This window comes from Vibrio sp. QJM3NY_39, from assembly GCF_057785895.1.
The window spans coordinates 1,011,812-1,031,163 of record NZ_CM173506.1 but is presented as its reverse complement, the minus strand read 5'-3'; the positions used below and the strand labels follow the sequence as shown (position 1 = coordinate 1,031,163).

Sequence of the window (19,352 nt, the reverse complement as noted above, 5' to 3'; positions counted from 1 at the left end):
CTTTCAAAACCATTTTTAAATACACTCTGCTTTCTATTACTAAGAAAAATGTGCTTAAAAATGGTGGGCGATACCGGGCTCGAACCAGTGACCCCCTGCTTGTAAGGCAGGTGCTCTCCCAACTGAGCTAATCGCCCATGATAGTTCTTTTGTCTTCACTTTCAAAAAGTGAAAATAAAAGCCATTCTTCATGGAGAAAGAATGGTGGAGCTATGCGGGATCGAACCGCAGACCTCCTGCGTGCAAGGCAGGCGCTCTCCCAGCTGAGCTATAGCCCCATATTTTTATTTCCTTGGGAGGAAATGGTGGGCGATACCGGGCTCGAACCAGTGACCCCCTGCTTGTAAGGCAGGTGCTCTCCCAACTGAGCTAATCGCCCCAAATTTTTATTTCCTTGGGAGGAAATGGTGGGTCGTGCAGGATTCGAACCTGCGACCAATTGATTAAAAGTCAACTGCTCTACCAACTGAGCTAACGACCCTTTTTACTTCTTGAAGGAAGTGGTATCCCGTAGGGGAGTCGAACCCCTGTTACCGCCGTGAAAGGGCGGTGTCCTAGGCCTCTAGACGAACGGGACACTGCAATTTATCTCTACTTTAAAAAGTAGAAACAAACTTTGAAGAACCTTGGGAGTTCTTCTTCTCTTTGCTTTTCTAAACCTAATCAATCTGTGTGGACACTCATCGTGACTATCTTCGTATAAGGAGGTGATCCAGCCCCAGGTTCCCCTAGGGCTACCTTGTTACGACTTCACCCCAGTCATGAACCACAAAGTGGTGAGCGTCCTCCCCGAAAGGTTAAACTACCCACTTCTTTTGCAGCCCACTCCCATGGTGTGACGGGCGGTGTGTACAAGGCCCGGGAACGTATTCACCGTGACATTCTGATTCACGATTACTAGCGATTCCGACTTCATGGAGTCGAGTTGCAGACTCCAATCCGGACTACGACGCACTTTTTGGGATTCGCTCACTATCGCTAGCTTGCTGCCCTCTGTATGCGCCATTGTAGCACGTGTGTAGCCCTACTCGTAAGGGCCATGATGACTTGACGTCGTCCCCACCTTCCTCCGGTTTATCACCGGCAGTCTCCCTGGAGTTCCCGACATTACTCGCTGGCAAACAAGGATAAGGGTTGCGCTCGTTGCGGGACTTAACCCAACATTTCACAACACGAGCTGACGACAGCCATGCAGCACCTGTCTCAGAGTTCCCGAAGGCACACCTGCGTCTCCGCTGGCTTCTCTGGATGTCAAGAGTAGGTAAGGTTCTTCGCGTTGCATCGAATTAAACCACATGCTCCACCGCTTGTGCGGGCCCCCGTCAATTCATTTGAGTTTTAATCTTGCGACCGTACTCCCCAGGCGGTCTACTTAACGCGTTAGCTCCGAAAGCCACAGCTCAAGGCCACAACCTCCAAGTAGACATCGTTTACGGCGTGGACTACCAGGGTATCTAATCCTGTTTGCTCCCCACGCTTTCGCATCTGAGTGTCAGTGTCTGTCCAGGGGGCCGCCTTCGCCACTGGTATTCCTTCAGATCTCTACGCATTTCACCGCTACACCTGAAATTCTACCCCCCTCTACAGCACTCTAGTTCACCAGTTTCAAATGCAGTTCCGAGGTTGAGCCCCGGGCTTTCACATCTGACTTAATGAACCACCTGCATGCGCTTTACGCCCAGTAATTCCGATTAACGCTCGCACCCTCCGTATTACCGCGGCTGCTGGCACGGAGTTAGCCGGTGCTTCTTCTGTTGCTAACGTCAAGATGCGCAGCTATTAACTACACACCCTTCCTCACAACTGAAAGTACTTTACAACCCGAAGGCCTTCTTCATACACGCGGCATGGCTGCATCAGGCTTTCGCCCATTGTGCAATATTCCCCACTGCTGCCTCCCGTAGGAGTCTGGACCGTGTCTCAGTTCCAGTGTGGCTGATCATCCTCTCAGACCAGCTAGGGATCGTCGCCTTGGTGAGCCATTACCTCACCAACTAGCTAATCCCACCTAGGCATATCTTGACGCGAGAGGCCCGAAGGTCCCCCTCTTTGGCCCGTAGGCATTATGCGGTATTAGCCATCGTTTCCAATGGTTATCCCCCACATCAAGGCAATTTCCTAGGCATTACTCACCCGTCCGCCGCTCGACGCCCATTAACGCACCCGAAGGATTGTTAGTGTCGTTTCCGCTCGACTTGCATGTGTTAGGCCTGCCGCCAGCGTTCAATCTGAGCCATGATCAAACTCTTCAATTTAAGATTTTGTCGGCTCAATGAATACTGACTTCAAAACTACAAAAAGTAATTCTAAAGCTATTATCTTTCCAACAGAAAGATAATGAATTGACTGTGCCAAATACTTTCTTTCTACAAGAGAAAGTAGTTATTCGTATTGGTCACTCAGTTCATTGAAACCAAAGTTGATTCCGAGGAATCTGTTTTACTTCTCTTTATAAAAAGGAAAGATAAAACGTTTTGATATTCATCAACGAGTGCCCACACAGATTGATAGGTTTAAATTGTTAAAGAGCTTTGCTTATCGAAACTTTCTTTTTACAAAGAAACCCTTGAAAGCGGACGTGAATTCTAGCGATTTAATCTTAAGTGTCAAACACTTTTTAAAATTAATTTCTTTCGAACTTTCCGTCTTACTGATTACCGCTGAAGCCTTGTGGCGTCTGCCGTGTCAGTGAGGCGGCATTATAGAGATCATCGTAAACATGGCAACCCATTTTTTGATAAAAATTCAAAAAAGTTGCTTAAGCGTCTACTTTTACGTCAAAACCCTCTTTCATAGGCCAAAGTTAATACAATCAAGAGCATATAACTTAGAATTTCGCGACTAAATCTTTCGAAAATGCCTTTATATCCAGTTCGATACTCCACTTTTCACTCAGCTCCACTATGTTATCTAGCGATTGCTGAACCGTTTTTATCGTCAATGTATTGTTATCTAGGTCATATACTTGTTTTTGCGTAGTGTAATAGAAGTAAAGGATCGTCAGTGCTTCTCGATCGCCTTGCTCAGCTTTCGGTTGAATACGCTTGAGCTTGCGATAGATTTGATTGTGAGTTTGTTTAAGGTTCCACACATAAAGTGCTTCCTTAAAGTAATCATGCCCTTTCACACGACTCGCGATAAAGGCATTCAGTGCGACTGATAAAATCACCCCGAGTACATTCAAATGGAAATTGCCTGTCGCTTCCCCAGTAACGGATCCAGCTGAACCAAAAAGTTCAATCAGAATGCTACCGAATACGATAGCAAACAAGGCGAGTGACCCAACCAATGAAACCAACAGCAGGTTCATCTTCTTTCTATATTCTTCTTTATTAATCTTCTGTAACTTCATCGACTACTTCCTTATATATAATACCAATCGTAGTAAATAACTGTTCATCCTAGCTGGTTAAAACGCTCAATAACTGCGTTAGAAATTTTGATTGTAGAATAACTACTTATCGAAACTCTTTGTCGAATAGAGCCGCCTTGTTTTCAAGCCTTTTTCCTGCACTGTTTATGATCACTTACTTACTGTGATTGGTATAAGTCGCCTAATAATTTGCGCATACTATCTATGTAAACCTTGGTTCACTTCAACCTTTACCGTCTTGTAATGTGGTCACTCTCTATTTAATACGTAAAGCTCTTCTGATCAGTACTATACATAACTCCATTTGACTTCATTAATAGAAAAGAGTTACATACCGCCATAATTTTGGTTATTCATCAATTCATGCTGATAAAGCCTGTTTCGCTTTATCACATACTGACAAGGTACATCCCATGCGTTCATTTGTATTACGCGCTCGCGCAGCCCCTACAGAGAGTAAACTTATCTTAGAAGGTGTTGGACAAGACGCTCATACCGAGATTCTGGCTCATACTCTGATGAACACGATCTTCGTTGCTCAATCTCACCGTGAGAATGTCACCGTGCACCTTGTGCTAGAGAGTACTAAAGACTTTTCACGTACCATTACATTCGATTCCAATGAAATCACCAACATTGGTGGCTTTCATGAATCTGCACTGTTATCTGCGGTAGTAAGAGCGGTTGACGCTTCTCAAGGCATGACAAAAGAACAGACACGTCAGGTAGAACCGGGCATCACTGTCCGTACCATGAGCTTTGAAAAGTTGGTCAAAGAACTGGCCGAAGACCACCAGCTGTACATGATGGATAAGAAAGGCGACTTTATCCGTGATGCAGAGATTGCGGAAAACCCATGTTTCCTTCTAACTGACCACATCCCTATGCCAAAGAAAAGCTACAACAGCTTAAAGCGTTTAGGAACAGAGAAAATCAGTTTAGGTCCGAACATGCTGTTCGCTTCTCAGTGTGTAGTGTTGATCAACAATGAGCTTGATATTCGCGGTTTCTAACCTCCTAGCTAATTATCTAAACAAAAAAAGAGCTCACTTAGTTGAGCTCTTTTGCTTATTTATCTCTCAGTATCGATGGTGTTATCTCGAAATCAGGCCTGATTAAGCAAAAATAAAGCTGTATAGGAAGCCTGCACCCATCGCCATGCTTAGGATAACGAATAGGAATGCTGCAATCATTTGATTCTTAAAGATTGATTTAAGCAAGATAACTTCCGTTAAACTTGCGCCTGCACTACCAATGATCAATGCCATTACTGAACCCAACGCCATACCTTTTTGTACTAAAGCTGCACTTAGTGGGATTACCGCTTCAGCACGAATGTACAGTGGAATACCAATCACGGCTGCTACTGGAATCGCATACCACATACCTTCACCAGCGTACTGTGCAATTAGGTCTGTAGGAATAAAGCCGTAGATGAATGAACCAATCGCGATACCCATCATTAGATAAGGGAATACTTGTTTGAAGTCTTTCCAAGTTGAGAACCAAATTCTCATCCAACGGCTAGGTTCTTTCTTCTCTACGATTTCAGCCGTCGCGCTTCCATCCGTTGAGCAGCATGACACAGTCACCTGTGGTTCTTCTTTTTTCGAATCGCAGCAAGATGTCTCTTTTGCCATTACAGGTGCAGGCTCACCACATGCACTTGTACGACATGAAGATTCCGCTTTAGCAGGTACTGCTTTATTAGGGGCAGAGTCATCACAGCTAGTCCCACAGCTTGAAGCTGAACCTGTCGATTCATACGCTTCAGGTTTTACGTAACGCTCAAAGCCAAGCTTCTCAAGTGCGTAACCTGCGACTACCGATACCGTCATAGCTATTAAGAAGTAGAACACAGCCACTTGCCAGCCGAACGTAATCACGAACAAGCCAATGATCACCGGGTTCAAGAGTGGGCTACCGAATAGGAACACCATCATTGGACCAAAACCTGCTCTTGCACGCAGTAATCCTTTTAGGAAAGGAATCGTCGAACATGAACAGAAAGGCGTAATCGCACCCAATAGTGCTGCAACCACATAGCCCTTACCGTTACGTGAGCTCAAGATAAATTGAATCTTTTCTGGCGTAAGAAACTCTTGCAGAATCCCAACAATGTAGCTGATCGCCAAGAAAAGGATGATTAGCTCTACTGCTAAGAAAGCGAACATATCAAGTGCGTCTTTTAGCATTGTTAACATTTCATTGCTCATAATTAACTCCAAACTGGATTTAAGGCGGGACTCTATGAGGAAAGTAACCAACCCTTAATTTCGAATATTCTCGAATTATAGAAATATTTCGTAACAGATCAAGATTTATTTCGATGAAAATCGAATTGATTTTTAAAAGGAAGGATTTTCAATAAGTTATAGAATCACTATTTTTACATTTGTATTCGGACTACATTTCGACTAATATCGAAATTAAATCTCGAGGAGTTAATATGAACTTAGAAGTCGTTGCGAAAGCACTTAAAGAGTTGGGTCACCCTATTCGCCTAACTATTTATAAGAGTGTCGTTAAAGCTGGCTACCAAGGCATTGCGGTTGGCGGCCTACAAGAAGAGCTCGGAATTCCGGGGTCTACCCTTTCTCACCACATATCAAGCTTGGCATCGGCAGGACTAATCAGCCAAAGACGAGAAGGAAGAACGTTATTCTGCGTGGCGGAGTATGAATGTCTAGAAGGCGTGATTGATTTCTTACAAGACGAGTGTTGCGTAAATGAACAGTGCAACTAATGCACCTTTGAATAGGGCATCTTTGGACTTAGAACAGGTTTGGGCTGAGTATCAGCAAGCGTTAAAGTCATTCTTGCATTCTAAGGTCAGCAACACCGCCGATGTAGACGACTTGCTTCAAGAGATCTTGATTAAGACTTATCAAAACCTAGACAAAGTCCAAGATACAAGCAGCGTAAAATCGTGGCTATTCCAATTAGCCAATCACACCATTATCGACTTCTATCGTAAGCATGCTAGACAACAACGTGACAGCCAAATTGATGCTGAAGATCTATGGTTTACCGATTTAGACCACAATTCTGAGTTCAAACAGAAGCTTTCATTATGTATTGAACCCTTTATTCAGGCGCTACCTGAACAAAGTTCATCATTACTGCTTGCTGTCGACATCAAAGGCCAAAGCCAAAAAGAGATCGCAGAAGCTCAAAACATCAGCTACTCGACCGTTAAGTCTCGTGTTCAGAAAAGTCGCGGGGATCTTAAAAACCTGTTTGAAGAGTGTTGTAACCTGTCACTTGATCAACAAGGCAATGTGATTGACTGCGAGCTCAAGCCAGACAACGATTGCAGCAACTGCTAATGGCTACATCGAAATAGTTATTGAAATGAACAAAGCCAGCAATTGATGCTGGCTTTGTTGTTTTTATAATCTGCAAATCACTTTGCTTAAGCTAACCTAGTGCTTGAGCGAACCTAACTACTCTGCTTCCACTTACTACGCTGCTTCCGCTTTGACGACCGGTTGATAGCGCCCCGGTTTATGGTTCATCGCTAGAATCAAGTTGGTGACTATCGCACCAAGCACAGACAATAGAACCAGTGACACGTCAACAATAAACAGTGAAAGCACTACAATCGTACAGTCTAACGCCATCTGAACTTTGCCCGCTCGAATACCAAAACGTTCTTGTAAGAATAACGCCAAAATGTTGAAGCCACCCAAACTCATCTTATGACGGAAGATCACCAGCATGCCGGTACCAATCAAGCCACCACCAATTAAAGCTGCATACAGTGCATGAATTTCTGCAATCTGAATCACGTGATACAAATGGTCCACAGCGAACGAAACAATCGAAACCGCGATAAAGGTATTGATGGTAAAACGCCAGCCCATACGAGCAACCGACAAAATATAGAAAGGTAAGTTGAGCGCGAAGAACACTTGACCAAAACTTAGATCTGTTACTTTGGTAATGAAGATCGCTAGACCAGCCGTGCCTCCGGTGAGCAAACCGACTTGATTGAAAAAGATAACGCCAAGTGAAACCAGTGCGCTACCTAAGAGCAGTGCCAATAAGTTTTCGCGAAGATTATGATCTTTATCCATGTGAATGACTCTCCCTGAATCTTTGAACATCGCGTTTCAGTAGTTTTGAAACGATTTACGCCCAAATTTACGATGTTTGACAGATAAGTCGAGTGAACGGCCAATGTTGCTTAGTGATTAGTTTGTATATTAGTTTTTACAGTTTTGTGAAATCTTCAATTAAACAGATAGTTAAAAACCTGAAGTCAGGCTCTCATTATTAATTGCATGTTTCTATCGCTGAATGAGTGAGCTTCGAGTTTTCCTATTTATTGGTCACGTTTCGCTCTAATTCTAACGATGCTTAAATCTATGCATAAAACGCATAGACTAAATCACAAAAGGTCATTTGATACATACACTACTCGTCATTATGATGCGCGACTTCTTACAACATTGAGCGCATGTAAACACCTTATGTTTTCACAATCTCTTTTTGCCCAACTGGCCAGAATGACGCTATTCCTCGTCATTAGTTTGGTTATTGTGCATCACAGTCAGCCATTGATTGATCTCTTGGCTCAGCATGCCGTGAGCAGTGGATGCCACCAGCAGTCAACGCATGAACATTCTGGACACGAACATCACCATGAGATGACTGGCCAACACATGTCAGCGCAAGACCACTCACATCACCACCATTAATTTAAGAGTATTAGAATGAGCATTTTCCGTTTTCCTTTACTGGTATGGCTTGGGATCGGCACACTTATTATCAGTCTAGGGATCAGACAATCATTCGGCATTTTCATGATGCCAATTTCAGAGCATTTCGGCACGGGGCGAGAGTTTTTCAGCTTCGCTATTGCTCTACAAAACCTGCTGTTCGGTGTGTTCCAACCTTTTGTGGGGATGGCCGCAGACAAATGGGGAGCAAGACGCATCATTATTGCTGGCGCATGTGCTTACGGTTTGGGTTTACTTCTTACCTCAATTTCTACCGAATCAAGCATGCTTTACGTTTCATTGGGCGCACTCGTTGGCCTTGGGTTAAGTGCGACAAGCTATGTGATCGTGTTAGGTGCAGTAGCAAAAGTAGTACCTGCAGAGCACGCGGCTAAGGCATTTGGTTTAACCACAGCAGCAGGTTCGTTTGGCATGTTCGCTGTGATTCCAGGTGCACAATACATGTTGAACGAATTCGATTGGCAAAGTGCGATGCAAGTATTTGGCGTGCTTTGTTGTTTCATGATCTCTTTTGCCCTGTTTATGCGAGCGCCGAAGTCGGCAACCAATAAACAAGTAGAAGACACTCAGACACTAAAAGAAGCGCTGTCTGAAGCGTTTGCGAACAAAAGCTACTGGTTAATTCACGCAGGCTTCTTCGTGTGTGGTTTCCACGTGATGTTCATTGCGACGCACTTACCGAGTTACTTAGCCGACAAAAACCTACCCGCGAGCAGTGCAGCAATGGCACTGGCTTATGTGGGTATTTTCAACATCTTCGGGTCTTATTTCTGGGGTGTGATGGGCGATAAGTTCAGCAAGCGTCATGTAATGTCGGCACTGTACTTAGTTCGTACTGTAGTTATTGGTGCGTTTGTGACTCTTCCAGTAACTGAATCAACGGCTGCTATCTTTGGTGCGGCGATTGGTTTCTGTTGGTTAGGAACGGTACCACTCACCTCTGGACTAGTTCGTCAGATCTTCGGTGCGCGTTACCTATCTACTCTGTACGGTTTGGTGTTCTTTACTCACCAAGTGGGTAGTTTCTTAGGCGCTTGGGTTGGTGGTCGTATTTACGATTACTACGGATCTTACGAGCCAATCTGGTGGTCAACAGTGATACTGGCATTTACGGCTGCGCTTATCCACTTACCAATTAATGACAAGCCTATTGAACGCCTGAAATTGGCAATGGCTTAACGTTTAACGCTGACTCCCCCATCAGCTAAAAACCAACAGTCATTCCAATAAAGAGAGTGAGTATTGAAGGATAACATCCTGAGGTATTCGCTCTCTTTTTCGTTGCCCGTTATATCGACAATAATAAAGGTCGATATTTGCATAAACCTCACTGAATAATAAGACTATTCTTTTCGTTTTAATTTATAGTATTCGTTAGCTCCTTTAAAATTAATCCGCAGGCTTATGGAATACATAGATCAGACAGTACTTATCGCGATGGCACTCATTTTTGTCGGCTCGTTTGTGCAAACCGCAATCGGCTTTGGCTTGGCTATTGTGGCAGCCCCACTGCTGTTTTTAGTCTCACCTGACTACGTACCCGCGCCTATCTGTCTCGTTGGCCTGTTCATTTCTATATTCAATGCGTTTAAACACCGAGCAAACATTTCTATCGGCGGATTAAAAATTGCACTGCTTGGACGCATTCCAGGGTCGATTGCAGGGGGTGCTTTGTTAGTGATGGTTTCAACGAGCGTGTTGTCTCTGTGGTTAGGCTTATTAGTGGTATTTGCGGTGATTGTCAGCTTGCTGCCGTTTAGGTTAGAGCCAACACCGACCAAGATGGGCATTGCTGGATTCTTCTCAGGATTCTTTGGCACCAGTTCAGGTATTGGTGGTCCACCAATGGCGTTACTACTTCAGCACCAAGATGCCAATCAACTTCGTGGTAACCTTTCTGCGTTTTTCGTGTTTAGTTCTATCATTTCATTACTGGTACAGATCCCAATTGGCTTCTTCACGATGCACCATTTGATTATCACAATCCCGTTGCTTCCTGCGGCTTGGTTGGGTTACAAAGTGGCGTTAATGACCACGCAAAGCATTCCAAAAGAAAAGATACGTATAGGTTCTTTATTGTTATGTTCTATCAGTGGCTTTACTGCTATCTGGCAGGGCTTAACTGGCTAGTTCATAACGAAAACGCTGATAAAGAAATAAGCACAGTTCCAACACACCCATCTATTGAAAGGACACTCCTATGACATACGACGAGTTCAATGCATTCTGCGAGTCACTACCTGCCACCAGCTATGTGATGCAGTGGAATAACTCTCACGTTTGGAAAGTAGGTGGGAAGGTGTTTGCGATTGGTGGTTGGGGGCCTAACGACGAGCCTGCGTTTATCTTTAAGGCATCCGATCAGAACTTCGACTTTCTGAAAGAGGAACTGGGCTATAAACCCGCGCCCTACTTTGCTTCGCGCGGAATGAAGTGGATTCAGCTTTTTGAAAGCACATCAGAAAGGGATGAGGAGCTGAGATACTACCTCACTGAATCACACCGAATTGTTTCATTAGGGCTAACCAAAAAGAAACAAGCAGAACTAGGGCTCAATCAATAACGTTTATCACGTATTGCTAATCTGAGCCCTCTTTCGGAATGAGGAAGGAACCCTAGGAAATCTGTTTCAAAAATGCAGGTAAATAGCGTTCTATTTTTTGCTCTGAGATAAGCGGCACCAATAAATAGATAAGACCTGCAAAAGCGATAGACCCGGCTAAGTCTTCTGGGCGATGCATGCCAAGCCAAACTCGGCTGTAAGCGACACCACCAGCCCAAACCAGTAAACCACCTACCAAATAAAAACGCTTCGCTTCTAAAAACAATCCACCGAAGAACGCCAAACACACACCGACGAAAATCATGTGTCCAGATGGGAAAGAATAGTCAGTCTCACCCAACCAGTGGCGCGTTCGCCACTCACTCACCTTATCTTGCACAGATGCAATCGCTGCGTTCTTTTCTACCAGTGGCAGTTCATAAAACACTTCTGGCATTTCGACAACTTCTTGCGTCACCAAATACTCAGAATAAGGTCGAGGGCTTTCTGTTGAATGCTTTAAGAAGGTTTTCGCTGCAAAGCTAAGAACCAACAACAGGCCAAGCTGCAGACACAGGCTGACTAGCTTAGCTTTGGAAAACTTCATCGTGAGCAATGCCAGAGACAAAACAGCTAGCGTTACCAAGAATCCTTGATTGCCTGCTGAGTACGTCACGAACGTCATGAAGGCACCATAGAAAGGCAAAACCGCACTTCCAAGGTCAAAGTTCGATCCAAAGATCAAAAAAGGTACGAGAGAATACAAACTTAGAACGAGAAGTAATAAGCCTTTGGATTTGTTAGAGAACAGAGAAGTCATGGCTAAGATCTTTTAGGTAAAGTGTCCGGATGCTATCGCAGCTTAGCAGCGCTAATATCAATTTTATGTCAAAACGGTCAGTAAGACGTCATGGTGTAACAATATTGAATTATTAAGCCACGTTAGCATTCATTTGATAAACATTTGCTTTATCAACGATATGAATTGGACACACACTCATGTTCATAGACACATGAAAACCCTTTCAAACATCAAAAATCTACGCACAACTGTGTATGCAAACCAAGTGATGCCTGTTTAGTTGATAAAATGAGCACTTACCGCCTTCAAAAGGCAGAATCTAAAAAACTTTGCTGTCAGTCCTTTAAATCCACTATTGAAAGGATTACCATCTGGTCTGCTTTCAAAGCAAAACAAATTATTAATTTTTATTCTCAGGGCGGGGCGAAATTCCCCACCGGCGGTATGTCCTTAGCAAAATCTAAAGATAAGCCCGCGAGCGCTCGATTCGTCGAGGTCAGCAGATCTGGTGAGATGCCAGAGCCGACGGTCATAGTCCGGATGAGAGAGAATGAAAACACACTCGTTTAAGTTGGAAAGGCATGCCCATTTATTGGGTTCATGCCTCCAACTTAGGCGGGTGCATTTCGTTTTGGATAAAACCATAATGAGCTAAAGCCTCTTGTAATGAGTTGGCTTTGTTGTGCTCGGTTGAGATCCCTCATACAGCCCTGATTCTGGTGATATTTTAGGAGTTTAACCATGAATCAGTCTTCACTACTTGCCGAATTTGGCGAACCAATCACTCGCGTTGAAAACGCACTGCAAGCTCTACGCGAAGGTCGTGGCGTACTTTTACTTGACGATGAAGATCGCGAGAACGAAGGCGACATCATCTACTCAGTAGAACACCTAACCAATGCTCAAATGGCACTAATGATCCGTGAATGCAGCGGCATCGTGTGTCTGTGTCTAACCGACGAGCAAGCAAACCAACTTGAACTTCCACCTATGGTTGTAGATAACAACAGCGCAAACCAAACTGCGTTTACGGTGACTATCGAAGCAAAAGTAGGCGTAACAACAGGTGTTTCTGCCGCTGACCGTGTAACAACGATCAAGACAGCTGCAAACCCAACAGCTAAGCCTACTGACCTTGCTCGCCCTGGCCACGTATTCCCACTGCGTGCTCGCAAAGGTGGTGTACTTGCTCGCCGCGGTCACACAGAAGGCACTGTGGATCTTATGCAAATGGCAGGTCTTCAATCAGCAGGCGTACTGTGTGAAGTAACCAATCCAGACGGCACGATGGCAAAAGCGCCAGAGATCGTTGCTTTCGGTAAAATGCACAACATGCCAGTACTGACCATTGAAGATATGGTGATGTACCGCACTGAGTTCGACCTTAAGCTTGCGTAACGTTTAATCGTCAGTGTCCCGCGCTGGCGATAATTGGATCGCTAGTAAATATTGAAAGGCCTCACTTTTTAATGCTGTTTCTAGTTAATAGCATTAAAGAATGAGGCCTTTTTAATTTCCGTACTTTGAGACGAACTAGAGATTGATCGCCGAAGTGTCCCTACCTATCGAAACCTCCCCAGCCTAATCACAAGAAAAGCGTAACCTCTCAAAAAATCCTGCAAAATATGAGAAACATTCACTCGAATGGTGAAGTCATGCACCATCATTGATCATCCATAAATAGAGAAAAAACATAAACTACTGAAATATAACACTTATTGATTTTGGCACGGTGTCTGCACTACCACTAAGTAGGTATGCACATATTAGGAGTTAAATATGTTTGTAATTATTTCAGTTGGTTTATCCATAGCAGTACTTGCTGCCCTATTTCATTTTTCCAAAAAGAGACAAACGGCGCTATCACATAGGTTTGAAACCTTAGTTCTACTCAGAGAACTATTGCTGCTATCACGCAAACATCGCGCCGCAACGCATTATGCTCTTGGTTATAAGCTGTCTAGCGACTCGATTCGCAAAGTGAATGAGATTTACGACAACATACTTGAGGTGTCTGAACTGCTTCAATCTCATGTGTCGTTTGATAGCCGTCCTATGTATCGCATCTACCATCTAAAACTCATCGCAATGCACAGCGATTGGCAAAATCGTAGCTTGGTGCGTAACCAATCTATTCACGGTAAAACCATTCGCCACAGCATGTTCTTGATGGATGAAGTCATGATCATCTGGCTGATCCAATCTGAACGAGAAGACATGAGTAGCGAATACCATATGAATTGGCAACAGATCTTGGACTGCATGGAGATCTTGACCAAGTTACGAATGTGTATCCCTGATATGGAGAAGCCAGAAGAGTATGCGAGATTCAAATTCTACGCCTCTCAGACACACAGAAAACTTAACCAATTATCAATTATCTGCCCTATAAGCAGTGGATCACCCATTTGTACACGTGCGATGCATGCACTCACCGAGATCGCATCAAGTACCGAAGCAACTCAACCGGCAGATAGCATGTACGAATTAACAAGTGATATATCAACCGTCGTTTCAAAAGTATACGACCAAGTATTGACGGACATTACTAGAAGCTTGTATCGACCTTTACCTGACATTAACGAAAAGGCAATAGACACCCGATTATCCGTACATCATTACATGTAAAGACTTCGTGAGAGGAGAGCGTGCTGGAACTCTGAATTATTGAGTTCAAATCTAACTATCCAAGACTTTCTGGACTAAAATCTGAAACCTTATACTTTCAACAACTTATATAGCACCCTGACTTTCCAGATAATTTCCAGAAAAACTGGATATCTCATATTAAAAGGCACTGATTCAGGGTGTTTTCCAGAAAACAATGCCGATTGTTTATAGCAGATGTCCCTTAAGCTAAACCACTCATCTCTACACTCACAGACAAAAAGCCAACCTTTCTAGCAACCCCAATAGCAGCATCAGTTGTCTTGAATCCACGTAAAGTCTCTGAACGCTGAAGTGTTACATAGTATTGATCAGACTTCTTCTTGCCTACAAACATTAGGTTCCAGTTGTCCCCAAACACCTCTGGCACCACAACAGCCTTAGTCAATTCACCCGCAGCGAATCTAATCTCCAAATCACGTTGTTCCAAAACTTATTCTCCATAGACTCTAATAATAGGTCAATATATAGCAACGTTTAAAATCCAATTCTAAACGATAAAAAGCCAATTCCAAACAAAGAATACCCTTTGATTGAAATTTGATTAATAACGTTTGAATTTGGCTTTTAAACAATGATCCTAGATGTACTCCTTTTATGCAACCCTTATAATAAAAGCCCTAAACACGATTATCTTTAGGGCTTTTCTATTAGCAAACAATCAGCACCCTAATTATAGGCTGATAAGTTACGGGGGATCTGAGCTTGACTCAGCTCCTCTTTCTTATATTTATAAATCAATAACTTAAAGGCACTCTCACTTATCTAGAGCCGTAGGGTGATATTAAATAATACAATAAAAACAAAAGTTTACTTGATGAACTAAAAAAAGCACACTTAACTTAAAGTTAGACTTAAAAGTTAGAAAACCGTTACACAACGAGGGCTAGAAGCCATTTATCTAACTTTATATGTACTGGTTCATACTCATTCTGACAAAATCATTGGTTCGATTTCACCTGTTCACACAATCATACACTAACCATTAAACTCATTTTTTAACATTGATGAACTAACAAGTGTAATGAAATGCACTAGAGCCACGATACTAGTGCATTTATTACTTGCTTAAGCGGCTTCACTTAATCTTAAGCTTTCATAATAATCTTCAGCTAGTGCGGTCATCTTAAATTCAGCTTCTACGCCAGCAATCTTCTCCACGGCTTCTTTGATATCGTCTAAATCGACATTAAAGAATTCTTTACGAAGATTGACAGCGTTAACACGTTGAGAGCTAAACTCACGGTGTAATGCTGTTTCGAGTGCAGGTGCGTCATCCGTATAGATCATAGCGTGTACGTCAAATGGGAATGGTACGCTGGCATCTCCAAGCTCTTTAATCCTATCCATCGGCTCTAATCTACGTGTTAAACCGATCTTGTAAACATCTTCACCAAATGAGCCAATATTACTTATTACGTAAACATGGCCCTTACGGGTCTGCTCAGCCATACTCTTAGCTCTTTCTTCTTTGGCTTCAGCTTCAGCTAGTTGTTGCTCTAGAAGAATTATTTTCTGCTCCATCTCACTGCGTTCTTGATCAGTAGCTTTGGCAAGCTCTTCCTGAGCTTTGTTGAGAAGGTTTCGATACATCTTTTCTTCTTTCTCTGCATCAGCTACTGCTTTTTCAAACTCTTTAATTGCTCTCTGCTCTTCCCGAATTTGTTCTTTGATCAGTTTCTGTTCCGCGACTTCTTCCTGCTTCTTCAGTGTGTATTGGTACTGAAGCTTACATTCTTCGAACTTAAGCTCGATATAGTCGATGTCAAAGCCACACTCAAGTGTCGCTGCCGACTTTTCCAAGGTATTTGCTAGTTTCTCGATCCGCTCTAGCGTTCGACCGAATGAGCTAGGTGACACCTTGCCAATTAACATGTCACATTCAATGTTGAAAGCTGTGAGCATCAGCTTAACCTGACCATTAAGAATTTTCTTGTTGAATGCATTGTCACTTGAAATAACAGTTGTTTCTGGGAAGGTAATTGCTGTCTTATCTTTGATCATATCTTTCTGTTGCTGTCTGATATCTTTAATTTCTTCAGCATATCGAACTGATGTTTCGTATAGATATTTTGGCATCTCAAAGTGGCCATGGGCAGTGTATTCATCAAGGCGTGAATACAAATCTATCCCCCCCATCAGCTCATTAAGGTCAAGCTCACCCTTTTCAATCTTACTATTAAGCTCACCTAAGCTGCCCTTAATAGCTTCAAGGGACGCTTGCTGCTCTACGATACTAAGCTGAAGCGATTCATCTTGTCCTTTTAAAGCCTGCAATTCAGAAGTCTCCGCACTAACATCAGAAAGCTCTTGTTTTGCGTTCTTAGTGGATTGTTTTACCAACTCATTAGCTTCTGTCAGTGCTTCAAGTTCTTTCTTAGCTTTTGTTAACGCTTCATCGAGCGACTTATACAGACTAACTTTTTTGTCTGCTGATCGTTTTGTAAAGAAGTAGGTGAGCAAAATCGCCACGAAAGAGATTCCCGCCAATAGCAGTATATTGTTATCCATTGTTTATCTTAAGACCTCTTGTATAAATTGCTTTCTAAGGGCTGCTCGATCTTCGCAACGCTCTAGGTATTCTTCATTTGCACCTACCAAGGCATCTTTGAAAGCTTGCTTTGCCGCTGACTTTTGTAATTTCACTTGTTTCTTTAGTTCTCGCTGAGCTTCACGTACAGATCTTTCATGTTCTCTAAGTGCTTGGGCTTCAGCACGTTGGCGAGCTTTATCTCTGCGCTGAGCGTCACGAGCAGCTTGCTTGCTTGCTCGATCTATCGCCTTAGCAACCTTCACAACGGTTCTTAAGCCACTACCTCTTCTAGCCAATGTCTGCCTCCTTTGAGTAAGCCAATACCGAGCTGGCGATAGTAGCATAATCAATTTGACTGGTTTTTTACTTATATCAAATAGATTGAATAATATGTTCCCATTTTTATATCCAACTGAAGATTAAATAGTTCTTGCGACCCTATAACTTAGCTTTGTTGCATTGCAAAAATTGAACTAATAGTACTATTTTGTAGAAGAGCGCTGGCGAGTTGAACCAAGGAGTCAGGTACTTCTGAGGTAGAAAGTGCCACGGGTTAAAAGTCAGACTGTAAAAATTGTCGAGTAGACGACACTTGTTACCAAGTGCCGCCCCTCTAAGAACCGTACGTGCAACTTTCACTGCATACGGCTCAAGCCTCCACTAAGGCATCATTGATACCCAGCAACTTATAACGCAGTCGGGACAGGTTCTTTCCAAGAGTTGCGGGCTAGCCTTTTGGGTTTTCTCTTCGCCAAGTATTCTTGGTATTGAGGATCAAAAGGGGTCGCTGCATTCCTGATTTTTACGTGTCGCTCGATGGGTACTTTCGCTATTTGGAACAGATTGAAGTGACAGTCCATGGTCATAATTTTCTGCCAACCGTGAAATTGCCACTGGCCTTTACGATTAAGAAAATACTTATGAACAACCCAGTCTTTGGACTTGGTTGGATGACGTCTAACTGCCCAGTGCCATAGCGCTTGGAATAGTTTGTGGCCGACATACCCGAATACTTGTTTAGCAACACAGTGGCGATAGTAATTCGCCCATCCTCTGAGTTTCGGGTTTATCAACTTGATAAGATCGTTAACAGGGATGGTTGCGTGCTTTTTAATAAGTTCACGTAGGTTTCTCAAGAATAACAACGTGTTGGATTTGCTCGGTTTAATGAGCAATTTCCCTTTGTACTTCCTGTGATTGAAACCCAGAAAGTCAAAGCCATCATCAATATGAGTGACCTTTGTTTTCTCTTCGGAGAGGGTTAGCCCTCTTTTTGCCAGAAAGTCAGCAATCAACGGTTTGATATCGTTCACTAGCACTTCCTTTGAAGAGCAGGTGACCACGAAATCATCCGCATAACCGATAAAGTTGGCCCTAGCACCCTTTTTCAGGGCTGTAGATTTTATTTGTTGCTCTATTCCCGCGAGAGTCATTAGCATCAAGGTTGGAGATATTATTCCGCCTTGAGGTGTACCTTCTTCGGTATCGTAGAACAGCCCCTTATCTACATAGCCAGATTTTAACCATTGCTCTAACATTCGTTTATCTACAGTGATATTGTCCATCAGCCATTCATGCCCGATTTTGTCGAAGCAAGCTTTAATATCTCCCTCAAGAATCCATTTCGCTGATCGCTTTAGAGCCAAACATTTGAAGCACTGACTGACAGCGTCAGCCGTGCTGCGATTTGGCCTAAAACCATAGCTATTGAGGTCGGCAAATGTTTCGGACACAGGATCTAATGCTAGAAGGTGGAGGGCTTGTTGCACTCTATCAATCATGCATGGAATACCCAATGGCCTGAGCTTGCCGTTCTTTTTGGGAATGTAGATACGTTTGAGTGGTTTTGCAGAGTAAGCCTTGCGACTCAGTTGATTGACTGCTTTCATACGGCGTGCATCTGTGTTCCAGGTGACACCGTCTATTCCAGGCGTTTTACTGCCTTTATTCTGAGAGACTCGCTTAACCGCAAGAAGCTTGGCTGAGCGAGAATGAGTCAAGAGCCACTGTAAGGACTTCACCTTACCGTATTTCTTTTCTCTAGTTGCTTTTGCGATACGCATTTGAAGCTTCAATACGTGTGCTTCAACGGATTTCCAATCGATGGACTGCCATTGAGCGCCGTCAGAAGGTGCACTAATCTCTTTCGAGATCATCATTTGCTTTTCTCCTTGAATAAAGTTCTTCAAATTATCTCGCAATGGGAGACCAGTCGGAAGTGGGCTCACTTTCGTGATCAGACACAGGTCTGTATCTACATCATTACAATGCAGCTTTCGCTTTTTCCGACCTCCTATACCTGCATCACTATCGGCCACAAAGGCTTTCCCAAAGGGAGTGATTCAGGCTTACCCTGTTCCGTATGTTACGTAAAATGTCAGCTTAGATGCCCACTATAGTGCGGAGAGTACAGCGACCACGAAAAAGTACTGTCCAACCTCTTTCCAACTCTCATTGCCTTTTGGCCACAGCGTATTAACCACTTCCGCTGCTTCATCACATAACGCACCTTGAATGGATTCACATACGTTCATCATACTGACTACCTAGCACTTACCCGAATTGTGGTTTTCAGGAGGAACGTCCTCTCACGATTCTTTTCCCACTCGGCCAAACGGCCAAGTTTCGTTACATTGTCCGAGCCGCTGCTTTATTCAGGCTCGTAGGTTCATCTGGTGATACAGACGGTT

Annotated in this window: 18 protein-coding genes, 5 tRNA genes, 1 rRNA gene and 1 riboswitch; of the genes, 8 read left to right on the top strand and 16 right to left on the bottom strand. The window is 43.4% G+C overall.

The features are described from left to right. Window positions 1–61 precede the first annotated feature (61 nt). The 7 genes from AC3CHU_RS20500 to AC3CHU_RS20470 form a co-directional block, all read right to left on the bottom strand. A tRNA-Val gene (locus AC3CHU_RS20500) sits at window positions 62–137 on the bottom strand. Between the two features lie 65 nt (window positions 138–202). Next, a tRNA-Ala gene (locus tag AC3CHU_RS20495) sits at window positions 203–278 on the bottom strand. Between the two features lie 25 nt (window positions 279–303). Next, window positions 304–379: transfer RNA gene (locus AC3CHU_RS20490), tRNA-Val, on the bottom strand. Window positions 380–405: 26 nt separating this feature from the next. After that, window positions 406–481, bottom strand: a tRNA-Lys gene (locus tag AC3CHU_RS20485). Between the two features lie 20 nt (window positions 482–501). Beyond that, a tRNA-Glu gene (locus AC3CHU_RS20480) sits at window positions 502–577 on the bottom strand. Between the two features lie 123 nt (window positions 578–700). After that, window positions 701–2,255: ribosomal RNA gene (locus AC3CHU_RS20475) — 16S ribosomal RNA — on the bottom strand. Between the two features lie 572 nt (window positions 2,256–2,827). Beyond that, window positions 2,828–3,352 carry a DUF3087 family protein gene (locus AC3CHU_RS20470; protein WP_065206283.1) on the bottom strand — a complete coding sequence of 175 codons (525 nt, stop codon included), beginning with the start codon at window positions 3,350–3,352 and terminating at the stop codon, window positions 2,828–2,830. Between the two features lie 434 nt (window positions 3,353–3,786). Here AC3CHU_RS20470 and trmY point away from each other — a divergent pair, with 434 nt between their 5' ends. After that, window positions 3,787–4,386 carry a tRNA (pseudouridine(54)-N(1))-methyltransferase TrmY gene (gene trmY / locus AC3CHU_RS20465; protein WP_004733046.1) on the top strand — a complete coding sequence of 200 codons (600 nt, stop codon included), beginning with the start codon at window positions 3,787–3,789 and terminating at the stop codon, window positions 4,384–4,386. A gap of 102 nt (window positions 4,387–4,488) precedes the next feature. On the opposite strand, the gene AC3CHU_RS20460 is transcribed toward trmY, so the two are convergent. Continuing rightward, entirely contained in the window at window positions 4,489–5,589 is a 1,101-nt protein-coding gene (locus AC3CHU_RS20460) for a permease (RefSeq protein ID WP_488525529.1), read from the bottom strand. A 233-nt stretch (window positions 5,590–5,822) separates the two neighbouring features. Between AC3CHU_RS20460 and AC3CHU_RS20455 the strand changes: the two genes are divergently transcribed. After that, window positions 5,823–6,119: an ArsR/SmtB family transcription factor gene (locus AC3CHU_RS20455; RefSeq protein WP_004733042.1), complete on the top strand. Its 297-nt coding sequence runs from the start codon at window positions 5,823–5,825 to the stop codon at window positions 6,117–6,119. Further along, a complete protein-coding gene (sigZ, locus tag AC3CHU_RS20450; protein WP_102551309.1) occupies window positions 6,103–6,702 on the top strand; it encodes an RNA polymerase sigma factor SigZ in 600 nt (199 codons plus the stop codon). The genes AC3CHU_RS20455 and sigZ overlap by 17 nt, the downstream gene beginning before the upstream one ends. Window positions 6,703–6,837: 135 nt before the next feature. Here sigZ and AC3CHU_RS20445 read toward each other — a convergent pair whose 3' ends face one another. After that, window positions 6,838–7,452, bottom strand: coding sequence for a DUF6198 family protein (locus tag AC3CHU_RS20445; protein ID WP_029222369.1), 615 nt, complete (start codon window positions 7,450–7,452; stop codon window positions 6,838–6,840). Between the two features lie 460 nt (window positions 7,453–7,912). Further along, the gene (locus AC3CHU_RS20440) at window positions 7,913–8,062 is read right to left on the bottom strand and encodes a hypothetical protein (RefSeq protein ID WP_488525528.1); all 150 of its coding nucleotides are present in this window, start codon (window positions 8,060–8,062) and stop codon (window positions 7,913–7,915) included. A 29-nt stretch (window positions 8,063–8,091) separates the two neighbouring features. Between AC3CHU_RS20440 and AC3CHU_RS20435 the strand changes: the two genes are divergently transcribed. From AC3CHU_RS20435 to AC3CHU_RS20425, 3 genes are all read left to right on the top strand, one after another. Beyond that, window positions 8,092–9,297: an MFS transporter gene (locus AC3CHU_RS20435; protein WP_488525527.1), complete on the top strand. Its 1,206-nt coding sequence runs from the start codon at window positions 8,092–8,094 to the stop codon at window positions 9,295–9,297. Between the two features lie 225 nt (window positions 9,298–9,522). Continuing rightward, the gene (locus tag AC3CHU_RS20430) at window positions 9,523–10,248 is read left to right on the top strand and encodes a sulfite exporter TauE/SafE family protein (protein WP_488525526.1); all 726 of its coding nucleotides are present in this window, start codon (window positions 9,523–9,525) and stop codon (window positions 10,246–10,248) included. Window positions 10,249–10,318: 70 nt separating this feature from the next. Next, window positions 10,319–10,681 (top strand): MmcQ/YjbR family DNA-binding protein, encoded by a 363-nt coding sequence (locus AC3CHU_RS20425; RefSeq protein ID WP_054546295.1) that lies wholly within the window; start codon window positions 10,319–10,321, stop codon window positions 10,679–10,681. A 52-nt stretch (window positions 10,682–10,733) separates the two neighbouring features. Here the strand turns inward: AC3CHU_RS20425 and AC3CHU_RS20420 are convergent, their stop codons facing one another. Then, window positions 10,734–11,480, bottom strand: a complete 747-nt coding sequence (locus AC3CHU_RS20420; protein WP_341634490.1) for a phosphatase PAP2 family protein — start codon at window positions 11,478–11,480, stop codon at window positions 10,734–10,736. Between the two features lie 387 nt (window positions 11,481–11,867). Next, window positions 11,868–12,018, top strand: a riboswitch (FMN riboswitch). A 185-nt stretch (window positions 12,019–12,203) separates the two neighbouring features. On the opposite strand from AC3CHU_RS20420, the gene ribB reads away from it, so the two are divergent. Further along, on the top strand, window positions 12,204–12,860 hold the full coding sequence (gene ribB / locus AC3CHU_RS20415) for a 3,4-dihydroxy-2-butanone-4-phosphate synthase (RefSeq protein ID WP_004733029.1): 657 nt from the start codon (window positions 12,204–12,206) through the stop codon (window positions 12,858–12,860). A 381-nt stretch (window positions 12,861–13,241) separates the two neighbouring features. Next, on the top strand, window positions 13,242–14,090 hold the full coding sequence (locus AC3CHU_RS20410) for a hypothetical protein (protein WP_102551303.1): 849 nt from the start codon (window positions 13,242–13,244) through the stop codon (window positions 14,088–14,090). Between the two features lie 223 nt (window positions 14,091–14,313). Here the strand turns inward: AC3CHU_RS20410 and AC3CHU_RS20405 are convergent, their stop codons facing one another. The 5 genes from AC3CHU_RS20405 to AC3CHU_RS20385 form a co-directional block, all read right to left on the bottom strand. Continuing rightward, window positions 14,314–14,559: a hypothetical protein gene (locus AC3CHU_RS20405; protein WP_086775630.1), complete on the bottom strand. Its 246-nt coding sequence runs from the start codon at window positions 14,557–14,559 to the stop codon at window positions 14,314–14,316. A gap of 638 nt (window positions 14,560–15,197) precedes the next feature. Beyond that, window positions 15,198–16,640, bottom strand: a complete 1,443-nt coding sequence (locus AC3CHU_RS20400) for an SNIPE associated domain-containing protein (RefSeq protein ID WP_102518636.1) — start codon at window positions 16,638–16,640, stop codon at window positions 15,198–15,200. Window positions 16,641–16,643: 3 nt separating this feature from the next. Further along, complete coding sequence (locus AC3CHU_RS20395) at window positions 16,644–16,958, bottom strand: hypothetical protein (RefSeq protein ID WP_102338697.1); 315 nt, start codon at window positions 16,956–16,958, stop codon at window positions 16,644–16,646. A 390-nt stretch (window positions 16,959–17,348) separates the two neighbouring features. Further along, window positions 17,349–18,821, bottom strand: coding sequence for a group II intron reverse transcriptase/maturase (gene ltrA / locus AC3CHU_RS20390; RefSeq protein ID WP_488525098.1), 1,473 nt, complete (start codon window positions 18,819–18,821; stop codon window positions 17,349–17,351). Between the two features lie 234 nt (window positions 18,822–19,055). Beyond that, a complete protein-coding gene (locus AC3CHU_RS20385; RefSeq protein WP_170962378.1) occupies window positions 19,056–19,199 on the bottom strand; it encodes a hypothetical protein in 144 nt (47 codons plus the stop codon). Window positions 19,200–19,352: the final 153 nt, after the last annotated feature.

Bases quoted from the DNA above. Each gene is read 5' to 3' on its own strand.
- AC3CHU_RS20470 (WP_065206283.1), bottom strand. From the start codon at position 3,352: ATGAAGTTACAGAAGATTAATAAAGAAGAATATAGAAAGAAGATGAAC.
- trmY (WP_004733046.1), top strand. From the start codon at position 3,787: ATGCGTTCATTTGTATTACGCGCTCGCGCAGCCCCTACAGAGAGTAAA.
- AC3CHU_RS20460 (WP_488525529.1), bottom strand. From the start codon at position 5,589: ATGAGCAATGAAATGTTAACAATGCTAAAAGACGCACTTGATATGTTC.
- AC3CHU_RS20455 (WP_004733042.1), top strand. From the start codon at position 5,823: ATGAACTTAGAAGTCGTTGCGAAAGCACTTAAAGAGTTGGGTCACCCT.
- sigZ (WP_102551309.1), top strand. From the start codon at position 6,103: ATGAACAGTGCAACTAATGCACCTTTGAATAGGGCATCTTTGGACTTA.
- AC3CHU_RS20445 (WP_029222369.1), bottom strand. From the start codon at position 7,452: ATGGATAAAGATCATAATCTTCGCGAAAACTTATTGGCACTGCTCTTA.
- AC3CHU_RS20435 (WP_488525527.1), top strand. From the start codon at position 8,092: ATGAGCATTTTCCGTTTTCCTTTACTGGTATGGCTTGGGATCGGCACA.
- AC3CHU_RS20430 (WP_488525526.1), top strand. From the start codon at position 9,523: ATGGAATACATAGATCAGACAGTACTTATCGCGATGGCACTCATTTTT.
- AC3CHU_RS20425 (WP_054546295.1), top strand. From the start codon at position 10,319: ATGACATACGACGAGTTCAATGCATTCTGCGAGTCACTACCTGCCACC.
- AC3CHU_RS20420 (WP_341634490.1), bottom strand. From the start codon at position 11,480: ATGACTTCTCTGTTCTCTAACAAATCCAAAGGCTTATTACTTCTCGTT.
- ribB (WP_004733029.1), top strand. From the start codon at position 12,204: ATGAATCAGTCTTCACTACTTGCCGAATTTGGCGAACCAATCACTCGC.
- AC3CHU_RS20410 (WP_102551303.1), top strand. From the start codon at position 13,242: ATGTTTGTAATTATTTCAGTTGGTTTATCCATAGCAGTACTTGCTGCC.
- AC3CHU_RS20400 (WP_102518636.1), bottom strand. From the start codon at position 16,640: ATGGATAACAATATACTGCTATTGGCGGGAATCTCTTTCGTGGCGATT.
- ltrA (WP_488525098.1), bottom strand. From the start codon at position 18,821: ATGATGATCTCGAAAGAGATTAGTGCACCTTCTGACGGCGCTCAATGG.
- AC3CHU_RS20385 (WP_170962378.1), bottom strand. From the start codon at position 19,199: ATGATGAACGTATGTGAATCCATTCAAGGTGCGTTATGTGATGAAGCA.